Source organism: Kitasatospora sp. NPDC086801 (assembly GCF_044745805.1).
Taxonomy (GTDB): Bacteria; Actinomycetota; Actinomycetes; order Streptomycetales; family Streptomycetaceae; genus Kitasatospora.
In genome coordinates, this window is sequence record NZ_JBIVAX010000021.1 from 51,051 (window position 1) to 69,467 (window position 18,417).

An 18,417-nucleotide genomic window follows, 5' to 3' on the forward strand; every position below is an offset into this window, starting at 1 on the left:
AACTCGCCTCTGGCCTCTGCCGATTGCCGATTAGATGCTTTGTCGTCAGATGTTGGGGTCGAAGGTGAAGATCACCAGGGTGCCGAGCAGCACGGTGAAGACCGTGGCGGTACCCATGAGCCCCTTCAGCCAGAGCCGGGTCGAGTCCTTCTCGGCGTAGTCGTTGATGACCTGCCGCATGCCGTTGGCGCCGTGGAGCATGGCGAGCCAGAGCATCGTGAGGTCCCAGACCTGCCAGAACGGCGAGGCCCAGCGGCCGGCCACGAAGGCGAAGCCGATCTTGGAGACGCCGCCGTCGAGCACCAGCATGATGAGCAGGTGGCCGAGGATCAGCACCACGAGGACGATGCCGGACAGGCGCATGAAGAGCCAGGCCAGCATCTCGAAGTTGGTGCGGGTGCGGCGCGGGGTCTTCGCGGTCCGCTTGCGCGGCGGGTCGATGACGAACGCGTCGGCCGGGTTGCCGGTGCCGAGACCCTTGGCGGTGTGCGCCTGCGCGGAGGGGACGACCAGCGCGTCGGAGTATTCCGTGGACATGTGTCAGCTCACTTCCCGAACCAGGAGATCAGCGTGTGCTGCAGGATCCCGTAGAAGGAACCGGCCATCAGCACGACCCAGACCGCCACGACGGTCCAGAGCATCTGCTTCTGGTACTTCGGGCCCTTGGACCAGAAGTCCACGGCGACGACCCGCAGGCCGTTGAGGGCGTGGAACAGGATGGCGGCCACCAGGCCGTACTCCATCAGGTTCACGAGAGGAGTCTTGTACGTCTGAATGACGGTGTCGTACGCCTCGGGCGACACTCGCACCAGAGCGGTGTCCAGGACATGGGCGAACAGGAAGAAAAAGATGAGGACGCCGGTGACTCGATGAGCCACCCAGCTCCACATGCCTTCCCGGCCGCGGTACAGCGTTCCAGCCGGCACGGAAAAACCCTCCGGAAGCGATTGGGGGCTCGGCCGGCTTCGGTGTCGGTCAGCCCGGCCGGGTACGGTCCACCGGCCGCCAGCATCCTATCGACGCTGTGTCGGGAACCGCCTCCGGGGGTCTCAGGTGTGATCAATCAGGCACGACTGGCCTAGCCGGACGGGAACCGGCGGCGCTTTGGTCGCTCTGGGTGACGGCTCGGCTGCGCTACGGTAGCGGCCCGCTCCGCCGCCGACACCCTGCCGAGGCCCCCGTGCCGCTTCGCCCCGTCCGACCGTCCGCCGCCGCCCTCGCGGCCCTGCTGCTGCTCGTCACGGGCTGCGCCACGGTCGGCCGCTCCTCCGCGGACCGGGCCGGGCCCGGCCGCGAGCTGTCGGCGGCCGAGCTGCGGGCGTCCGTGGTGGCCGACGCCGACCTCGGGGCGGGCTACGCGGTGACGGTGATGACGCCCGGGCACGGCGACACCGGGGCGGGCGCCGGGCGGGAGGTCGCGGACGTCCCGGCCTGCCAGCCGCTGCTGGACGCGGTGACCCCGGCCGCCTCGACCGGGACCGCCCCGACCGGGACCGCCTCGGCCTCACCGGCCCCGGGCTACCCGTACGCGGAGACGGATCTGAGCGTGGCCCGGGCCGCCAACCCCAGGGGCGGCGTGTACGGCGGGCTGCTCGGCTACCGGACGGGGCGGGCGGCCGCGTTCCAGGCGGAGCTGGAGAAGCTGTTCGGCCCGTGCGCCGCGTTCACCTCGGCGGCCCCGGCGCCGCCGGCCGAGAAGCCGGGGCGGAAGGCGCCGATCCGGACCAGGCACCGGCTGAACCGGGAGGACACGCCCACCCCCGGGGGAGCGGACGCGGCGCTCGGATTCACCCTGACGAATGAATCGGGGAGCGCGGTGCTCGCGCAGCGTGCGGTGCTGGCCCGGGTCGGGCCGGCGCTCGCGGTGTTCACCACCTTCGGGGTCGCCGCCGAGCCGGCCGCCGCGCCGGACGAGTTGATCGTCCGGCAGCAGGTGGCCAAGCTGCGGGCCGCGCAGGCGAAGAAGTAGCGGGCGGAGAGGAGCGGGCGGAGAGGAGCGGGCGGAGAGGAGCGGGCGGGATGGAGGAGGCAGCGGCGGCTCAGTGCGCCCCGGCCTCCGAATGGGTGGCGACCAGGTGCTCCAGTCGGGTGAGGGAGATCCGGCGGAGCTCGTCCGCCGCGATCAGCCGCTCCTCGTCCGGGTCGTTGGCCAGCCGGGTGCGGATCGAGGAGAGCACGGTGTCGAGCATCTCCTCCGGAGCCACCCCCTCCAGGCAGACCACGAAGACGTGGCCGAACCTGGCCTCGTACGCGGCGTGGGCGGCCCGCAGCGCGGTGTGCGCGGCCTGGCTGCCCGGTGCCCGCATGCCGAGCAGCGGTTGCGGCATCCAGCTCTCGTCGGCGAGCGCCTCGGCCAGGTCGGCCGGGCGGAGGTCGTAGGAGGCCTCGCTGGCGGCGGCCAGCAGGGACTCTATGTCGGGGTAGGGCCGGTGCGCGGTGAGCCGGAGGGCCCAGCGGTGGCTGCCGCAGCAGGCCAGGAGGGCCTCCTCGGCGGCGCCGGCATCGGCTTCGTTGAAGCGGTGCAGCCCGAGGAGGGTCGGCTCGGAACTCGGATCGAGCCGCTGTGGCGGGATGTCGCTGGCCAGCGGGTCCTCCTCGTGAGGGCGGGAAGGTGCCGGTGAAGTGGGGTGGGGTGAAGCAGCTGAAGTATGGAGGCTGCGGGCGGCGTACGGCGCCGGTCGGGCAGCTCCTCAACGGTAGTTGAGCCGTCATCAGTTGGGGAGGGCGCACGCGGAATTCATCCGGACGAGCTATCAAGTTGTGACGTTGACACCTTCGTGTCAGCGCCCTCCCCGCATTCATCTGCTAATCCGACACTCCTGCCTCAGGAGCAGCCGACCTCGCCGTAGTCGTCCACCGTCAGCCGCGGTGGACCTTGTGGTTGGCGGCCTGGGCGCGGGGGCGGACCACCAGCAGGTCGATGTTGACGTGCGGGGGGCGGGTGACCGCCCAGGCCACGGTGTCGGCGATGTCCTCCGAGGTCAGTGGCTCGGCGACGCCGGCGTACACGGCCGCGGCCTTCTCCTCGTCGCCGCGGAAGCGGGTGACCGCGAAGCCCTCGGACTTCACCATGCCGGGGGCGATCTCGATCACCCGGATCGGCTCCCCGCACAGCTCCAGGCGCAGCGTCGCCGCGATGGTGTGCGCGGCGTGCTTGGCCGCGACGTACCCGCCGCCGCCCTCGTACGCGGCCAGCGCGGCGGTCGAGGAGAGCACCAGCACGGTGCCGTCGCCGGTGGCCCGCAGGGCGGGCAGCAGCGCCTGCGTCACGTGCAGCACGCCGAGCACGTTCACCTCGTACATGGCCAGCCAGTCGGCCGGGTCGCCGTGCTCGACCGTCTCGGCGCCGATCGCCCCGCCGGCGTTGTTCACCAGCACGTCGACCCGGCCCACCTCGGCCGCGAAGGCGTCCACGGCGGCCCGGTCGGTGACGTCGAGCGTGACCGCTCGGGCCGAACCGCCCCGACCGCCGATCTCCTCGGCCAGCGCCTCGATCCGCTCGGTCCGCCGGGCGGTCAGCATCACGTCGAAGCCCTCGGCCGCCAGCCGGCGGGCGGTCGCCGCGCCGATTCCGCTGCTGGCACCGGTGACCACGGCCACCTTCTGCTCGGTCATTGCCACTCCCTGGGGGCTCATCCGGTCGTTCACCCGATCATCTCAACCGCGTCCGCGGCCCCGCCGCCCGGTCTCGCTCTACATTGCGAGGACCGACCGATGCCCCCGCCGATCCCGTGGAGGGACCCCATGGCAGCCGAGCCGCGCCGCGCCGAGTCAGGCTTCCCGATCGAGCCGCTGTACGGCCCGGAGGCGCCGGCCGACTGGGATCCGGCGAGCAGGCTCGGCCGGCCCGGGGAGTACCCGTACACCCGGGGCGTCTACCCGACGATGTACACCGGTCGGCCGTGGACGATGCGCCAGTACGCGGGCTTCGGTACCGCCGCCGAGTCCAATGCCCGCTACCGGCAGCTGATCGCGGGCGGCGGCACCGGCCTGTCGGTGGCCTTCGACCTGCCCACCCAGATGGGCTACGACTCGGACGCGCCGCTCGCCGCCGGGGAGGTGGGCAAGGTGGGCGTGGCCGTCGACAGCGTCGAGGACCTGGCCGTGCTGTTCGACGGCATCCCGCTGGGCGGGGTGTCCACCTCGATGACCATCAACGCGCCCGCCGCGCTGCTCCTGCTGCTCTACCAACTGGTCGGCGAGGCCCAGGGGGTGGCGCCGGCCCGGCTGACCGGCACGGTCCAGAACGACGTGCTGAAGGAGTACATCGCCCGGGGCACGTACATCTTCCCGCCGCAGCCCTCGCTGCGGCTGGTCGCGGACGTCTTCCGGTACTGCCGGGCGGAGATCCCGCGCTGGAACACCATCTCCATCTCCGGCTACCACATGGCCGAGGCCGGGGCGGATCCGGCGCAGGAGATCGCCTTCACGCTGGCCAACGGTATCGCCTACGTCCGCACCGCGATCGCCGCCGGGATGGCGGTGGACGACTTCGCCCCCCGGCTCTCGTTCTTCTTCGTGGCCCGGGTCACGCTGCTGGAGGAGGTGGCCAAGTTCCGTGCCGCCCGCCGGATCTGGGCCAGGGTGATGCGGGAGGAGTTCGGCGCGAAGAACCCGCGCTCGTGGATGCTGCGCTTCCACACCCAGACCGCCGGCGTGCAGCTCACCGCCCAGCAGCCCGAGGTGAACCTGGTCCGGGTCTCGGTGCAGGCGCTCGCCGCGGTGTTCGGCGGCACCCAGTCGCTGCACACCAACGGCTTCGACGAGGCGATCGCGCTCCCCACCGAGAAGGCCGCCCGGCTCGCCCTGCGCACCCAGCAGGTGCTCGCCCACGAGACCGATGTGACCGCCACCGTCGACCCGTTCGCCGGCTCGTACGCGGTCGAGTCGCTGACCGACGAGGTGGAGGCCGCCGCGCTGGCGCTGATGGCCCGGGTCGAGGAGCTGGGCGGCGCGGTGGCCGCGATCGAGCAGGGCTTCCAGAAGGCCGCGATCGAGCGCACCGCCTACCGGATCCAGCAGGAGACCGACTCCGGCGAGCGGACGGTGGTCGGCGTCAACCGCTTCCGGCTGGACGCCGAGGAGCCGTACCGGCCGCTGCGGGTGGACCCGGCGGTCGAGCGGCAGCAGGCCGAGCGGCTGTCCCGGCTGCGCGCCGGGCGGGACGGTGCGGCCGTCGCCCGGGCGCTGGACGGGCTGCGCCGTACCGCGGAGGGGGCGGGGAACGTGCTGTACCCGATGAAGGAGGCGCTGGCCGCGCGGGCCACCGTCGGCGAGGTCTGTGACGCGCTGCGGGAGGTGTGGGGCGTGTACGCCCCGGTGGAACGGTTCTGACGCGCCGTCAAGGAAGGGGTGGCCGTGACCACCGCCCCGGGTGATCGTTGCACAGGGCAAGCAACCGGGGAAGGCGGCTGAAACGAGATGTCATACCCACCTGTTCGGCCGGTATGCGCCCATCCGGGGACTAGTTTTCCGGAAGTCGGGCCAAATCCCCCCAACAGGCCTACCCTTGTTGAGATGAACCGTCCTGAGCCCGCTCAGCCGGGCGCCACTCTGGCCACCGCACGCCCCGCCGCCGAACTGCGCGCCCGGGTCCGGGGGCTGGAGTCCGAGCTGATCGCCTTCCGCCGTGACCTGCACCGGCACCCGGAGCTCGGCCGCCAGGAGTTCCGCACCACCGGCCTGCTCCGTGACCGGTTGGTGGCGGCCGGCCTGAGCCCCCGGGTGCTGCCCGGTGGCACCGGCCTGATCGTCGACGTCGTCCCGGCCGGTACCGCCCCCGGCACCGAGTTCCTGGCCTTCCGCGCCGACATCGACGCGCTGCCGATCGACGACGCCAAGACCGACGTGCCGTACCGCTCGACCGTCCCCGGCCGGGCCCACGCCTGCGGCCACGACGTGCACACCGCGGTGGTGCTCGGCACCGCCCTGGTGCTGGCCGAGGCGGTCCGCACCGGCGAACTGCGCCGCCCGGTCCGGCTGGTGTTCCAGCCGGCCGAGGAGGTCATGCCGGGCGGTGCGCTGGACGTGATCAAGGCCGGGGGGATGGACGGCGTCGGCCGGATCTTCGCGGTGCACTGCGACCCCAAGGTGGAGGTGGGCCGGATCGCCCTGCGCACCGGCGCGATCACCTCGGCCTGCGACCGCCTGGTGCTGCACCTGGACGGCCCCGGCGGGCACACCGCCCGCCCGCACCTGACCACCGATCTGGTGACCGCGATCGCCCGGATGGCCGCCGACCTGCCGGGCGCGCTGGCCCGCCGGATGGACCCGCGCTGGGGCGTCAGCCTGGTCTGGGGCCGGATCGCCTCCGGCTCCGCGTCCAACGTCATCCCGCAGCACGCCGAACTGGAGGGCACCGTCCGCTGCCTGGAGCTGGACGGCTGGCGCGAGGCGCCCGACCTGCTGCACGAGCTGATCGCCAAGCTGGCCGAGACCTACCGGGCGAAGTGGACGCTGGACTACCACCGCGGGGTGCCGCCGGTGGTCAACGAGGCGGTCTCGGTCGCCCTGCTGGACGCGGCGATGACCGACCGGTTCGGCCGGGACGGTACGCAGGTGGTGGAGAGCACCGAGCAGAGCCTGGGCGGCGAGGACTTTTCCTGGTACCTGGAGCACGCTCCGGGCGCGCTGGCCCGGCTCGGCGTCCGCGCCCCCGGTGACACCACCGTCCGCGACCTGCACCAGGGCCGTTTCGACGTCGACGAGCGCGCGATCGGGATCGGCGTGGAGCTGTTCGCGGCGCTCGCCCTGGACGAGCCGCAGGACTGAGCGGCGGGACTGAGCCGCAGGACTGAGTCGCAGGACTGAGCGGCGGTTTCGAGCCGCAGGACCGAGCGGCGCGCGCCTCCTCGGACACCTCCCCAGGCACCTCCCCGGGCACTGGGCGAACGCCCCCTCACCCGACCCCCGCGCGACCGGCCGGCACCCCATCTCGGTGACCGGCCGGTTTACCGCCATCCGGGGTTATCGAACGGTTCCGTAGACTGTGCCGCAAACCAGCTTCGGATCACCGTCCGCGCACGGGAAATAGGGCCTCGGGAAGACCGTGAGACCACGGTTTGATAACAACCCGAATGCTCTGGCACCCCGTAACACAACCGTGTTCTACGCGCGTTACGGTGGCGTCCGACCACGCTAATCAGGTGCGTGTGAGAAGGAGATACTCCCTTGCGCCGTTCAATGAAGCTCGCTGCGGTTGTGCTCTCGGGTTCCCTGGGCATGGCCTCGCTCGCCGCTTGCGGCGCAAAGAGCACTGACAGCAACACGTCCTCCGGTTCGGGCGACGGCTCGATCAAGGTCGGTATGGCCTACGACATCGGTGGCCGTGGCGACCAGTCGTTCAACGACTCCGCCGCCCGCGGTCTCGACAAGGCCAAGGCCGAGCTCGGCGTCGCGGTCACCGAGGCCGACGCCAAGACCGGTGAGGCCGAGGCCGACAAGGAGACCCGGCTCAAGAACCTGATCGACGGCGGTTACAAGACGATCATCGCGGTCGGCTTCGTCTACCAGCAGGCGGTCGACAAGGTCGCCAAGGACAACCCGAACGTCAAGTTCGCGATCATCGACTCGAACGACAAGGACCAGCCGTCCAACGTCACGTCGCTGGTCTTCGCCGAGCAGGAGGGTTCGTACCTCGCCGGTGTCGCCGCCGCGAACAAGTCGAAGTCCAAGCACGTCGGCTTCATCGGTGGTGTGCAGACCGAGCTGATCAAGAAGTTCGAGGCCGGTTACAAGGCGGGTGTGAAGTCCGTCGACGCGAACATCCAGGTCGAGACCACCTACCTGACCACGCCCCCGGACTTCACCGGCTTCAACTCGCCCGACAAGGGCAAGGAGGCGGCGCAGGGCCAGCTCGACAAGGGCGCGGACGTCATCTACGCCGCCGCCGGCTCCTCCGGCAACGGCGCCATCGAGGCCGTCGCCAACAAGCCGGGCGCCCTGGCCATCGGCGTCGACTCCGACCAGGCCGCCCAGCCGGCCCTGGCGAAGTACAAGAGCAGCATCCTGACCTCGATGGTGAAGAACGTCGACCACGCGGTCTTCTCCTACATCGAGTCGGTCAAGAAGGGCCAGCCGTTCACCGGCGTCAAGCTCTTCGACCTGAAGGCCGAGGGCGTCTCGCTCGCCACCACCGGCGGCAAGCTCGACGACATCCAGGACAAGCTGAAGGCCGCCACCACGGCGATCACCTCCGGCGCCACCACCATCCCGACCACGCCGGCCCCGTAAGGCCCGCGCCTCCGGGACGCGACTCGCGACTGCCGCCTGCCCGGCAGCGCGACGATCGGCACAGCATCACGGGAGGGGCCCGGAAGGGTGCGCTCAACGCGTACCCCCGGGCCCCGTCCCGTCCCCCCGTCCTCCCCTTGGCCCTCCCAGCGCAACGACGCGCCTCCAGACCACCAGGAGATCGCCATCACCGCATCCGACCCCGTCCCCCCGCGCAAGGACGGCACCCCCAGCGCGGGGACGGCGACTTCGGCCGTCGAACTGCGCGGCATCACCAAGCGCTTCCCCGGCGTCGTGGCCAACCACGACATCAACCTCACCGTCCGCAGCGGCACCGTGCACGCCCTGATGGGTGAGAACGGCGCCGGCAAGTCGACGCTGATGAAGATCCTCTACGGCATGCAGAAGCCGGACGAGGGCACCATCGCGATCAACGGCGAGCCGTGCGAGTTCAACACTCCGGGCGACGCCATCTCCCGCGGCATCGGCATGGTCCACCAGCACTTCATGCTGGCCGACAACCTCACCGTGTGGGAGAACGTCGTCCTCGGCGGCGAGAAGCTCCACGGCATCGGCGCCAAGGCGAAGGCGAAGATCAAGGAGATCTCCGACCAGTACGGCCTGGGCGTGCGCCCGGACGCCCTGGTCGAGGACCTCGGCGTCGCCGACCGCCAGCGCGTCGAGATCCTCAAGGTGCTCTACCGCGGCGCCAAGATCCTGATCCTCGACGAGCCGACGGCCGTGCTCGTCCCGCAGGAGGTCGACGCGCTGTTCGACAACCTGCGCGAGCTCAAGGCCGAGGGCGTCACCGTCATCTTCATCTCGCACAAGCTGCACGAGGTGCTGGCGGTGGCCGACGCGATCAGCGTGATCCGGCGCGGCACCACGGTCGGCGACGCCGACCCGAAGGCCGTCACCGCCCGTCAGCTGGCCGAGATGATGGTCGGCGCCGAGCTGCCCTCCCCGGAGAGCCGCGAGTCGACCGTCACCACGACCGAGATGCTCGACGTCAAGGACCTGCGGATCGCCAAGACCGACGCCGAGGGCATCGAGCGCGTCGTCCTCGACGACATCTCGCTGCGCATCCACAAGGGCGAGATCCTCGGCATCGCCGGCGTCGAGGGCAACGGCCAGGCCGAACTGGTCGAGGCCATCATGGGCATGCTGCCGCTGGACGGCGGCACCGTCACCCTGGACGGCACGGACCTCTCCGGCTCGCTCACCCGGGCCCGCCGCGAGGCCGGCATCGGCTACATCCCCGAGGACCGCCACAAGCACGGCCTGCTGTTGGAGGCCCCGCTCTGGGAGAACCGGATCCTCGGTCACGTCACCGAGGCGCCCAACTCCAAGGGCGTCCTGCTCGACCCGGGCGCCGCCCGCAAGGACACCTGGCGGATCGTCGAGGACTACGACGTCCGCACCCCCGGCATCGAGGTCACCGCGGCCTCCCTCTCCGGCGGCAACCAGCAGAAGCTGATCATCGGCCGCGAGATGAGCCACCAGCCCAAGCTGCTGATCGCCGCGCACCCGACCCGTGGTGTGGACGTCGGCGCGCAGGCGCAGATCTGGGAGCACATCCGGGTCGCCCAGCGGGCCGGCCTGGCCGTCCTGCTGATCTCCGCCGACCTGGACGAGCTGATCGGCCTGTCCGACACCATCCGGGTCATCTACCGCGGGCGCCTGGTCGCCGACGCCGACCCGGCCACCGTCACCGCCGAGGACCTCGGCACCGCCATGACGGGTGCCGCCAGCGGCCACCTCGAGTCCGATGCGGAGGCCGTCGAGCAGTTCCACGAGGTCCTCGCGGAGGGCACCGAGGCCGAGTCCGACGCCGGCCCCACCGACACCGCCGACGACCCGCAGGCGGGGGAGTAACCCACATGACCAGTCCCAACACCGCCGCCAAGCGCAGCCTGGCGCAGCGGATCAGCGGTGAGCGGATCGTGCTCGCACTGGCGGCGCCGGTGCTCGCGGTCGTGCTCTCCATCGTGATCTGCTCCGTCCTGCTGGCGACTTCGGGCAAGAACCCGTTCGACGCGTGGAACGTGATGCTCACGTACGCCGGCAAGTCGGACGGCCAAGTGGGGATCCTCAACCGGTCCACCACGTACTACCTGGCCGCCGCGGCCGCCGCCTTCGGGTTCCGGATGAACCTGTTCAACATCGGCGTCGAGGGCCAGTACAAGGTCGCGGCGCTGTTCGCGGCCTTCGTCGGCGCCAAGGTCGACCTGCCGGCGATCATCCAGATCCCGCTGCTGCTGGTCACCGCCATGCTGGTCGGCGGCCTGTACGCGAGCATCGCCGGTCTGCTGAAGGTCTACCGCGGGGTCAGCGAGGTCATCTCGACCATCATGCTGAACTCGATCTCGATCGCGGTCGTCGGCCTGCTGCTCGTCCCCGGCATCTTCGCGCCGAAGACGAGCAGCACCAGCAACTCGATCCAGACCGACCCGATCTCGCAGTCCAGCCACTTCTTCACGCTGGACACGGCGGGTGGCCCGCTCTGGGGCTTCATCTTCATCGCCGCCCTGGTCGGCGTGGTCTTCCAGTTCACGCTGACCCGCACCCGCTTCGGCTTCGACCTGCGGGCCACCGGCCGCTCGGAGTCCGCCGCGACCGCGTCCGGCGTGAACGTCAAGCGCATGGTGGTCACCTCGATGGTGGTCTCCGGCGCGATCGCCGGTCTGATCGGCATGCCCGAGCTGATGCAGAACTCGTTCTACTACGGCCAGAGCTTCCAGCCCGGCCTGGGCTTCCTCGGCATCTCGATCGCGCTGCTGGGCCGCAACAGCCCGATCGGCATGGCCTTCGCGGCCCTGCTGTTCGCCTTCCTGGACACCACCGGCTCCCAGCTGCCCCTCCAGGGCGGCTTCCCCTTCGAGATCGTCGATGTCATGAAGGGCACCATCGTCATCTGCGTCGTCGTCGCCTACGAGCTGGTGCGCCGCTACGGCCTGAAGCGCCAGCAGCAGAAGGTCGGCGCCCAGCTCGCCGCCCAGCTCGCGGCTCAGCTCGCGGCCACTGAGAAGAAGGAGGTGTCCGCATGAGCACGGCTACCGCCGCGCGTCCGAAGGCGCCGGGCGCGCCCACCAAGAAGCGCAAGATGTCCTGGCCGGTGGTGCTGCTGCTGATCGCGGGCGCCCTGGTCCTGTTCTCCGCCGTGGGCATGGCCACCGGCAACCACGCGCTGACCTCCTCCGGTCAGATCACCGCCGCGCTCAGCGCCGCCGTGCCGATCGGCATGGCCGGTCTGGGTGGTCTGTGGTCCGAGCGGGCCGGCGTGGTCAACATCGGCCTCGAAGGCATGATGGTCGCCGGCACCTTCTGCGGTGCCTGGGCCGGCTACCTGGTCAACCCGTGGGTCGGTCTGCTGGCCGGCATGCTCGGCGGCGCGCTCGGCGGTCTGCTGCACGCGCTCGTGACCGTCACCTTCGGCGTCGACCACATCGTCTCCGGCGTCGGCATCAACCTGCTGATCCCCGGCATCTGCGCGTACGTCAACCGGATCTACTACAAGGACTACATCGCGGTCGGCGCTGGTGCGAACCAGTCGCCGCCGGCGGATCCGCTGCCGTACATCACCGTCCCCGGGCTGTCCTCGTGGCTGTCCGACATCGAGAAGCACCACTGGTTCCTGGTCTCGGACGTGGCCGGTGTGGTCGGCGGCCTGGTCACCAACATCTCGGTGGTCGTGCTGGTGGCCGGCGCGATGATCGTGGTCAGCTACTTCGTGCTCTGGCGCACGGTGTTCGGCCTGCGGCTGCGCTCCTGCGGTGAGAACCCGACCGCCGCCGAGTCGCTGGGCGTCAACGTCTACAAGTACAAGTACCTCGCGGTCATCGCCTCCGGCGCCTTCGCCGGCCTCGGCGGTGCGTACCTCTCGCTGGTCGCGGCGCACTTCTACAAGGACGGCCAGACCCTCGGCCGCGGCTTCATCGGCCTCGCCGCGATGATCTTCGGCAACTGGATGCCGGGCGGCCTCGCCATGGGCGCCGGTCTGTTCGGCTTCACCGACAGCCTCCAGCTGCGCGACCCGGAGTCGGTGCACGTGCTGATCCTGACCGTCGCCATCGCGATGGCGCTGCTCGCGCTCTGGCAGCTGTACCGGCGCAAGTTCACCGGTGCGGCGATCTCCTTCGTGGTCGCCGGCGGCCTCGGCGCCTGGTACGCGTTCACCGACGAGGTGCAGCGCCCGCTGATCGTCGCCACGCCGTACGTGATCACCCTGGTGGTGCTCTCGCTGGCCTCCCAGCGGCTGCGGATGCCGAAGGCGGACGGCCAGATCTACCGCAAGGGACAGGGCAAGTGACGGCGCCGGCGGCGTCGGCCGCGATCGACTGGGAGCGGCTGCGCGCGGCCGCGCGCGAGGCGATGACCCACGCGTACGCCCCGTACAGCAAGTTCCCCGTCGGCGCGGCCGCGCTGGTGGACGACGGACGGCTGGTCACCGGCTGCAACGTCGAGAACGCCTCGTACGGGCTCGGGCTGTGCGCCGAGTGCGGGCTGGTGTCCGCGCTGCACGCCACCGGCGGCGGCCGGCTGACCGCCTTCACCTGCGTCGACGGCGCGGGCGAACTGCTGATGCCGTGCGGGCGCTGCCGCCAGCTGCTGTACGAGCACGGCGGGCCCGAACTGCTGATCGAGCTGCCCTCGGGGATCCGCCCGATGAGCGAGGTCCTGCCCGACGCGTTCGGGCCGGAGCGGCTCTAGCTTCGTCAATTGTTACGCGCGTAGAGTGTCGCGAGTGGGCCGGAACCCGGTCATCTCGCGACACTCTTCGCTTTTGAAACCCCTCTTGGAGCACGCATGGACGCCATCTCCGTCATCAGGACCAAGCGCGACAGCGGAGAGCTGAGCGACGCTCAGATCGACTGGGTCATCGACGCCTACACCCGCGGCGAGGTCGCCGACGAGCAGATGTCCGCCCTGGCCATGGCGATCCTGCTGAACGGCATGAAGCCGCACGAGATCAGCCGCTGGACCGACGCCATGATCCGCTCCGGCGTCCGGATGGACTTCTCCTCGCTGCCCCTGCCCACCAGCGACAAGCACTCCACCGGCGGCGTCGGCGACAAGATCACCCTCCCGCTCGCCCCGCTCGTCGCCGCCTGCGGCGCCGCCGTCCCGCAGCTCTCCGGCCGCGGCCTCGGCCACACCGGCGGCACCCTCGACAAGCTGGAGTCCATCCCCGGCTGGCGCGCCCTGCTCTCCAACGAGGAGATGCTCGACGTCCTGCGCTCCACCGGCGCGGTCATCTGCGCCGCCGGCGACGGCCTCGCGCCCGCCGACAAGAAGCTGTACGCGCTGCGCGACGTCACCGGCACCGTCGAGGCCATCCCGCTGATCGCCTCCTCGATCATGTCCAAGAAGATCGCCGAAGGCACCGGCGCACTCGTCCTGGACGTCAAGGTCGGCTCCGGCGCCTTCATGAAGAACCTCGACGACGCCCGCGAACTCGCCCGCACCATGGTCGGCCTGGGCACCAGCGCCGGCGTCAACACCGTCGCCCTGCTCACCGACATGTCCACCCCGCTCGGCCTCACCGCGGGCAACGCGCTGGAGGTCCGCGAGTCGATCGAGGTGCTGGCCGGCGGCGGCCCCGCCGACGTCGTCGAGCTCACCCTCGCCCTCGCCCGCGAGATGCTCGCCGCGGCCGGCGTGCACGGCAAGGACCCGGCCGACGCGCTGCGCGACGGCTCCGCGATGGACCACTGGCGCCGCATGATCGCCGCCCAGGGCGGCGACGTCGACGCCCCGCTCCCGGTCGCCCGCGAGCAGCACGTCATCCCCGCGCCCGCCTCCGGCGTCCTCACCGAGCTCGACGCCTACGCCGTCGGCGTCTGCGCCTGGCGCCTCGGCGCCGGCCGCGCCCGCAAGGAGGACCCGGTCCAGGCCGGTGCCGGCGTCGAGATGCACGCCAAGCCCGGCGACACCGTCGTGGCCGGCCAGCCCCTGCTGACCCTGCACACCGACACCCCCGAGCGCTACGACTACGCCATCGAGGCGCTGGCGGGCGGCATCGAGGTCTCCCCGGCCGGCACGGCCTTCACCCCGAACCCGATCGTCCTCGACCGCATCGCGTGACCACGTGATTACCCCATGTGCGGCAGCGTGTCCTACGCTGCCGCACATGGGAGTTGACCGCTTCACGGTCGAGATCGAACCGGAGGTCCGACAGCGGCTCTGTGAGCTGTCGGACCGGCGCTATCGCAAGGTCGAAGAGACCGTCGATCTGCTGGCCGACCACCCCACGACACTCGGTGAGCCGTACACGCGCCATCTGGGGGGTCCGCTGCGAGAATTGCGCTTCGGCCTCGCGGGTATGGCCACCAGGGTCACGTACTGGCTCGGGCCTGAGCGGCGGATCATTCTTCTGACGGTGTTCGCCAAAACCCGGATGAGGGAGACTGCTGAAGTCACCCGGGCGATGTGGGCGCAGAAGATCTGCGAGTCAGAGCACGACCCTGCGCACGAAGAGTTCAGCCGGATCTTCGGAAAGGGAGAGCAGCGCAGCGATGAACCACCTCCAGTGGAAGACCGCTCGCACGCGTGCGCTGCTGGGCGAGCAGGTCGAAGAACCGCCCGAGGTGGTCGAGCACCGGCGGGAGATCCGCTATGCGCTGGCCTTCGGACAGGCTCTCTACGACCGCCGCACTGCTCTCGGCCTGTCGCAGGCCGAAGTGGCCCGCCGCGCGAACATGACCGAGGCGGAGATCGAGAACATCGAGGGAGCTGACACAGTCCCTACCCTGTTGCTGCTGGAAAAGCTGGCGGTGGCTCTGGAAGCCGAGCTGGACCTCCACGTGGTGCCCGGCGCCGATACGAAGCTTCGCTTTCACGCGCCGGCTGCATGAGGGACCGACGAGGAGCCCGCACCCGGTCTGCCGGGTGCGGGCTCCTTCCGTGTGTTCGGGCCCGGTCGGCCGGTGTCCTGCGGGTGCGGGTTCAGGCGTAAGTCCGCAGGACGCTGGTGTCGAGCGTCCAGGGACCGACGGTGATCTCGTCGCCGAAGACGAAGTCCTTGCGGCGGGTGTAGCCGGGCTCGTCGTGCACGATGCCGGTGCCCTTGCGGGGATCGACCAGGAGGTACGCCGCCGGATCGACGCTCATGTCCCGGAGTGTATCCACGGCGACTGTCAGGGGCGGTTGAAGACGTCGTGGGTGCCGATCCGGCGCCAGACGATGCGTGGTTCCCCGCCCTGGACGGGGTGGCCGTAGTGGAAGGTGGCCCGGCCGTCCGGGGCCCAGGTCAGCTCCCAGATGTCCGGGTGGCCCTGCACCTTCTTCACGCGCGGGCCGCGTCGGAAGCCCTGACCGGCCCGCAGGTCGGTGACGAACTGGGCGACGGCGACGAGGAATGCGGCCTTCTGCGCGGGAGTCAGGCCCTTCCAGTCGCGGAGGAAGTGGGCCAGCGACTCATGCGTCGGCACGGCGCTTGATCTCCTCCAGGTCCAGGCCGCCCTCGTCGGCGAGGGACTGCAGGAAGGCGTCGCCGTCCTGGAAGACCTCGCCGCGGTCGCCCTCGGCGATCGCCTCGTCGACCTGCTGCTCCTTCTCCTGCCAGGCGGCGCCCCAGAACCACGCCTGGTCGTCGGGGATCACGGAGGCGGGGGTCAGCACGATGCGGCCGTCCTCGACGGCGACCACCAGCTGGTCGCCCTCCTGGAGGTCCAGTTGCTCCCTTATCTCCTGCGGGATGGTGACCACGCCCTTCTTCCGCACGGGCGTGGACACCAGGTGGGGGCGACGGCGGCGCTTGAGGTCTGCCATGAGGAAAGTCTACCTGGCGGAAAGTCTGCCCAGTCCGTCCTCTCGCCGGGCCGCGTGGGCCTGGCGGGTGGCGTAGAGGGTGACGGCGGCGGCGAGGGCCATGGCGGTGAGGCCGACGGTGGCGGCGCCGGGCCAGCCGGTGGCGTGGTACGCGTCGGCGCCGAGGGTGCCGCCGAGGCTGTTGCCGAGGTAGTAGGCGATCAGGTAGAGGGCGGAGGCCTGGGCGCGGCCCTCGGTGGCGGTGCGGCCGACGGCGGAGGAGGCGGTGGCGTGGCCGGCGAAGAAGCCGGCGGTGATCAGGACCAGGCCGAGCAGGGCGCAGACCAGGGACTCGGCGAGGGAGAGCAGCAGCCCGGCGGCGGTCACGCCGATGGAGACGTAGAGCGCGCCGCGGCGGCCGAGGCGGCCGGCGAGGCGGCCGGCGGCGGCGGAGGTGCCGGTGCCGACCAGGTAGACGACGAAGATCGAGGCGGCGACGGATTCGGGCAGGTGGAACGGCGCCGAGATCAGCCGGTAGCCGACGGTGTTGTAGACCGCGCCGAACACGGCCATGAACAGCAGCCCGAGCGCGTACAGCCGGACCAGCAGCGGGTTGCGCAGGTGCCGGCCGACGGTGCGGGCCAGGGCGCGGGCGTCCACCGGGGCCGGGGTGAAGTGCCGGGCGGCGGGGATCAGCAGCCGGAAGGCGAGTGCGGCGAGCAGGGCGAGGGCGGCGGAGGCGGCGAGGCCCCAGCGCCAGCCGAGGGCGGCGGCGGTCCAGCCGGAGAGCAGTCGGCCGCCCATGCCGCCGATGCTGTTGCCGGCCACGTACAGGCCCATCGCGGAGGCCAGGGCGCTGGGGTGGATCTCCTCGGCGAGGTAGGCCATGGCGGTGGCGGGCAGCCCGGCGAGCGCGGCGCCCTGGAGGACGCGCAGCACCACGAGGGTGGTGAGGTCGGGCGCGAACGGCAGGGCGAGGGCGAGGGTGGCGGCGGCGAGGGTGGAGGCCGTCATCACGGCGGTGCGGCCGTACCGGTCGGACAGGGCGCTGGCGGGGAGCAGGGCGAGCGCGAGTCCGAGGGTGGCGGCGGAGGCCGTCCAACTGGCCTGGCCGGGGGTGAGGTCGAGGTCGGCCGAGAGGATCGGCAGCAGGCCCTGGGTGGAGTAGAGCAGGACGAAGGTCGCGACTCCGGCGGCGAACAGGGCGAGGTTGGCGCGGCGGAAGGCGCGCTGGCCGGGGCGGTGGCGGTCGTCGTGCGAGGGGGTGGGGGCGGGGGCATCCGGGGCGGGCACGGATGCCTTGGTATCGGCGGGCTGCATGTCGTCGACGGTAGGCGTGCGCCGTTGATGCGTCCAATGCATGAACAGTGGATGATTGATGCGTTGTCGTATGAGTCGAGGTGGTGGCGGGATGGCCGGGGCGGACACGGCGGACGTGACGGACGGCACGGAGCCGCGGTACCGGGCGGCGGAGTTGGGGCCGGACGAGCCGGCGGTGCTGCTGGCACCCCGGCTGGCCCAGTTCGCGGCGGTGGCCCGGCTGGAGCACGTGACGCGGGCGGCCGCGCTGCTCGGGGTGCCGCAGCCGACGCTGTCGCGGGCGGTGGCCCGGTTGGAGGAGGAGCTGGGCGTGGATCTGCTGGCCCGTCAGGGCCGGACGGTCCGGCTGACCAGGGCCGGCCGGTTGCTGCTGGCCTCGGTGGAGCGGGCGCTGGCGGAGGTCGAGCGGGGGGCGGAGGCGGCCCGGGCGGAGGCCGATCCGGCGGCCGGGCGGGTGGCGTTCGGCTTCCTGCACACGATGGGGACGGACGCGGTGCCGGCGCTGCTGCGCGGGTTCCGGGCGGGGCATCCGCAGGTCCGGTTCCAGCTGGTGCAGGATTACGTCGGGGCGATGCTGGAGCGGTTGCGGGAGGGGGAGTTGGACCTCTGCCTGGTCGCGCCGCTGCCGGACGATCCGGCCTTCACGGCCCGCCCGCTGGACGAGCAGCGGCTGCACCTGGTCGTCCCGGCGGACCACCGGTTGGCGTCCCGTCGGCGGATCCGGCTGGCGGAGGTGGCCGAGGAGCCGTTCGTCGGGCTGGAGCAGGGGTACGGGCTGCGCGCGATCACGGACGGCTTCTGCGCGCAGGCCGGGTTCGTGCCGCGGCTGGCCTTCGAGGGCGAGGAGGCGGAGACGCTGCGCGGGCTGGTCGCGGCCGGGCTGGGGGTGGCGCTGCTGCCGCCCGCGCTGGTGCCGCGGCCGGGGGTGGTGGAGCTGGAGGTGACGGCGCCGCGCACCCGGCGGGCGATCGGGCTGGCCTGGGCGGCGGGGCGGCCGCTGACTCCGCCGGTGGCGGCGTTCCGGGACTTCGTGCTGTCCCGGCGGGGCCGGCTGCTGCAGCACGACTGAGTCGACGTCGCCGTGCGACTGGGCCGAATGCGGCGCGAATGGCCCGG

19 protein-coding genes and 1 pseudogene are annotated in these 18,417 nt (G+C 71.5%); 12 read left to right on the forward strand and 8 right to left on the reverse strand.

Annotated features, from left to right (window positions below; all coding sequences use genetic code 11):
• Positions 1 to 45 precede the first annotated feature (45 nt).
• Positions 46 to 537 (reverse strand): succinate dehydrogenase hydrophobic membrane anchor subunit, encoded by a 492-nt coding sequence (locus ACIPLC_RS22055; protein WP_400474702.1) that lies wholly within the window; start codon positions 535 to 537, stop codon positions 46 to 48.
• An 8-nt stretch (positions 538 to 545) separates the two neighbouring features.
• Positions 546 to 926 (reverse strand): succinate dehydrogenase, cytochrome b556 subunit, encoded by a 381-nt coding sequence (sdhC, locus tag ACIPLC_RS22060; RefSeq protein ID WP_063349043.1) that lies wholly within the window; start codon positions 924 to 926, stop codon positions 546 to 548.
• Between the two features lie 254 nt (positions 927 to 1,180).
• On the opposite strand from sdhC, the gene ACIPLC_RS22065 reads away from it, so the two are divergent.
• Positions 1,181 to 1,969, forward strand: coding sequence for a hypothetical protein (locus ACIPLC_RS22065; protein WP_400474703.1), 789 nt, complete (start codon positions 1,181 to 1,183; stop codon positions 1,967 to 1,969).
• A 70-nt stretch (positions 1,970 to 2,039) separates the two neighbouring features.
• Here ACIPLC_RS22065 and ACIPLC_RS22070 read toward each other — a convergent pair whose 3' ends face one another.
• Both ACIPLC_RS22070 and ACIPLC_RS22075 read right to left on the reverse strand, forming a co-directional pair.
• Entirely contained in the window at positions 2,040 to 2,585 is a 546-nt protein-coding gene (locus tag ACIPLC_RS22070) for a 2-oxo-4-hydroxy-4-carboxy-5-ureidoimidazoline decarboxylase (protein ID WP_400474770.1), read from the reverse strand.
• Positions 2,586 to 2,859: 274 nt separating this feature from the next.
• Complete coding sequence (locus tag ACIPLC_RS22075) at positions 2,860 to 3,615, reverse strand: SDR family oxidoreductase (RefSeq protein WP_400474704.1); 756 nt, start codon at positions 3,613 to 3,615, stop codon at positions 2,860 to 2,862.
• Between the two features lie 129 nt (positions 3,616 to 3,744).
• Here ACIPLC_RS22075 and ACIPLC_RS22080 point away from each other — a divergent pair, with 129 nt between their 5' ends.
• The 10 genes and pseudogenes from ACIPLC_RS22080 to ACIPLC_RS22125 all read left to right on the forward strand — a co-directional run bounded on the left by ACIPLC_RS22080 (position 3,745) and on the right by ACIPLC_RS22125 (position 15,086).
• Complete coding sequence (locus ACIPLC_RS22080) at positions 3,745 to 5,334, forward strand: methylmalonyl-CoA mutase (RefSeq protein WP_400474705.1); 1,590 nt, start codon at positions 3,745 to 3,747, stop codon at positions 5,332 to 5,334.
• A gap of 183 nt (positions 5,335 to 5,517) precedes the next feature.
• Positions 5,518 to 6,771 (forward strand): amidohydrolase, encoded by a 1,254-nt coding sequence (locus ACIPLC_RS22085; protein ID WP_400474706.1) that lies wholly within the window; start codon positions 5,518 to 5,520, stop codon positions 6,769 to 6,771.
• A 399-nt stretch (positions 6,772 to 7,170) separates the two neighbouring features.
• On the forward strand, positions 7,171 to 8,232 hold the full coding sequence (locus ACIPLC_RS22090) for a BMP family protein (RefSeq protein WP_400474707.1): 1,062 nt from the start codon (positions 7,171 to 7,173) through the stop codon (positions 8,230 to 8,232).
• A 348-nt stretch (positions 8,233 to 8,580) separates the two neighbouring features.
• A complete protein-coding gene (locus ACIPLC_RS22095; RefSeq protein WP_400474771.1) occupies positions 8,581 to 10,107 on the forward strand; it encodes an ABC transporter ATP-binding protein in 1,527 nt (508 codons plus the stop codon).
• A gap of 5 nt (positions 10,108 to 10,112) precedes the next feature.
• The gene (locus ACIPLC_RS22100) at positions 10,113 to 11,279 is read left to right on the forward strand and encodes an ABC transporter permease (RefSeq protein ID WP_400474708.1); all 1,167 of its coding nucleotides are present in this window, start codon (positions 10,113 to 10,115) and stop codon (positions 11,277 to 11,279) included.
• On the forward strand, positions 11,276 to 12,541 hold the full coding sequence (locus ACIPLC_RS22105) for an ABC transporter permease (protein WP_400474709.1): 1,266 nt from the start codon (positions 11,276 to 11,278) through the stop codon (positions 12,539 to 12,541). The genes ACIPLC_RS22100 and ACIPLC_RS22105 overlap by 4 nt, the downstream gene beginning before the upstream one ends.
• Entirely contained in the window at positions 12,538 to 12,942 is a 405-nt protein-coding gene (locus ACIPLC_RS22110) for a cytidine deaminase (protein ID WP_063349052.1), read from the forward strand. The genes ACIPLC_RS22105 and ACIPLC_RS22110 overlap by 4 nt, the downstream gene beginning before the upstream one ends.
• 96 nt (positions 12,943 to 13,038) lie before the next feature.
• Positions 13,039 to 14,316, forward strand: a complete 1,278-nt coding sequence (locus ACIPLC_RS22115; RefSeq protein WP_400474710.1) for a thymidine phosphorylase — start codon at positions 13,039 to 13,041, stop codon at positions 14,314 to 14,316.
• A gap of 46 nt (positions 14,317 to 14,362) precedes the next feature.
• Positions 14,363 to 14,617, forward strand: a pseudogene (locus ACIPLC_RS22120) (type II toxin-antitoxin system RelE/ParE family toxin); the annotation flags it as partial.
• A 130-nt stretch (positions 14,618 to 14,747) separates the two neighbouring features.
• Positions 14,748 to 15,086: a helix-turn-helix domain-containing protein gene (locus ACIPLC_RS22125; RefSeq protein WP_387817609.1), complete on the forward strand. Its 339-nt coding sequence runs from the start codon at positions 14,748 to 14,750 to the stop codon at positions 15,084 to 15,086.
• A gap of 91 nt (positions 15,087 to 15,177) precedes the next feature.
• On the opposite strand, the gene ACIPLC_RS22130 is transcribed toward ACIPLC_RS22125, so the two are convergent.
• From ACIPLC_RS22130 to ACIPLC_RS22145, 4 genes are read right to left on the reverse strand one after another with little or no spacing between them, the layout of a single operon-like run.
• Positions 15,178 to 15,342 carry a hypothetical protein gene (locus ACIPLC_RS22130; RefSeq protein WP_400474711.1) on the reverse strand — a complete coding sequence of 55 codons (165 nt, stop codon included), beginning with the start codon at positions 15,340 to 15,342 and terminating at the stop codon, positions 15,178 to 15,180.
• A 26-nt stretch (positions 15,343 to 15,368) separates the two neighbouring features.
• A complete protein-coding gene (locus ACIPLC_RS22135) occupies positions 15,369 to 15,662 on the reverse strand; it encodes a hypothetical protein (RefSeq protein WP_400474712.1) in 294 nt (97 codons plus the stop codon).
• A complete protein-coding gene (locus ACIPLC_RS22140) occupies positions 15,649 to 16,002 on the reverse strand; it encodes an AbrB/MazE/SpoVT family DNA-binding domain-containing protein (RefSeq protein ID WP_400474713.1) in 354 nt (117 codons plus the stop codon). The genes ACIPLC_RS22135 and ACIPLC_RS22140 overlap by 14 nt, the downstream gene beginning before the upstream one ends.
• 9 nt (positions 16,003 to 16,011) lie before the next feature.
• Positions 16,012 to 17,301, reverse strand: coding sequence for an MFS transporter (locus ACIPLC_RS22145; protein WP_400474714.1), 1,290 nt, complete (start codon positions 17,299 to 17,301; stop codon positions 16,012 to 16,014).
• Positions 17,302 to 17,392: 91 nt separating this feature from the next.
• On the opposite strand from ACIPLC_RS22145, the gene ACIPLC_RS22150 reads away from it, so the two are divergent.
• Positions 17,393 to 18,370: a LysR family transcriptional regulator gene (locus ACIPLC_RS22150; RefSeq protein WP_400474715.1), complete on the forward strand. Its 978-nt coding sequence runs from the start codon at positions 17,393 to 17,395 to the stop codon at positions 18,368 to 18,370.
• The last annotated feature ends 47 nt before the right edge of the window (positions 18,371 to 18,417 follow it).

Bases quoted from the DNA above. Each gene is read 5' to 3' on its own strand.
- ACIPLC_RS22055 (WP_400474702.1), bottom strand. From the start codon at position 537: ATGTCCACGGAATACTCCGACGCGCTGGTCGTCCCCTCCGCGCAGGCG.
- ACIPLC_RS22075 (WP_400474704.1), bottom strand. From the start codon at position 3,615: ATGACCGAGCAGAAGGTGGCCGTGGTCACCGGTGCCAGCAGCGGAATC.
- ACIPLC_RS22080 (WP_400474705.1), top strand. From the start codon at position 3,745: ATGGCAGCCGAGCCGCGCCGCGCCGAGTCAGGCTTCCCGATCGAGCCG.
- ACIPLC_RS22085 (WP_400474706.1), top strand. From the start codon at position 5,518: ATGAACCGTCCTGAGCCCGCTCAGCCGGGCGCCACTCTGGCCACCGCA.
- ACIPLC_RS22095 (WP_400474771.1), top strand. From the start codon at position 8,581: ATGGGTGAGAACGGCGCCGGCAAGTCGACGCTGATGAAGATCCTCTAC.
- ACIPLC_RS22100 (WP_400474708.1), top strand. From the start codon at position 10,113: ATGACCAGTCCCAACACCGCCGCCAAGCGCAGCCTGGCGCAGCGGATC.
- ACIPLC_RS22105 (WP_400474709.1), top strand. From the start codon at position 11,276: ATGAGCACGGCTACCGCCGCGCGTCCGAAGGCGCCGGGCGCGCCCACC.
- ACIPLC_RS22115 (WP_400474710.1), top strand. From the start codon at position 13,039: ATGGACGCCATCTCCGTCATCAGGACCAAGCGCGACAGCGGAGAGCTG.
- ACIPLC_RS22125 (WP_387817609.1), top strand. From the start codon at position 14,748: ATGAACCACCTCCAGTGGAAGACCGCTCGCACGCGTGCGCTGCTGGGC.
- ACIPLC_RS22130 (WP_400474711.1), bottom strand. From the start codon at position 15,342: ATGAGCGTCGATCCGGCGGCGTACCTCCTGGTCGATCCCCGCAAGGGC.
- ACIPLC_RS22140 (WP_400474713.1), bottom strand. From the start codon at position 16,002: ATGGCAGACCTCAAGCGCCGCCGTCGCCCCCACCTGGTGTCCACGCCC.
- ACIPLC_RS22145 (WP_400474714.1), bottom strand. From the start codon at position 17,301: ATGCAGCCCGCCGATACCAAGGCATCCGTGCCCGCCCCGGATGCCCCC.
- ACIPLC_RS22150 (WP_400474715.1), top strand. From the start codon at position 17,393: ATGGCCGGGGCGGACACGGCGGACGTGACGGACGGCACGGAGCCGCGG.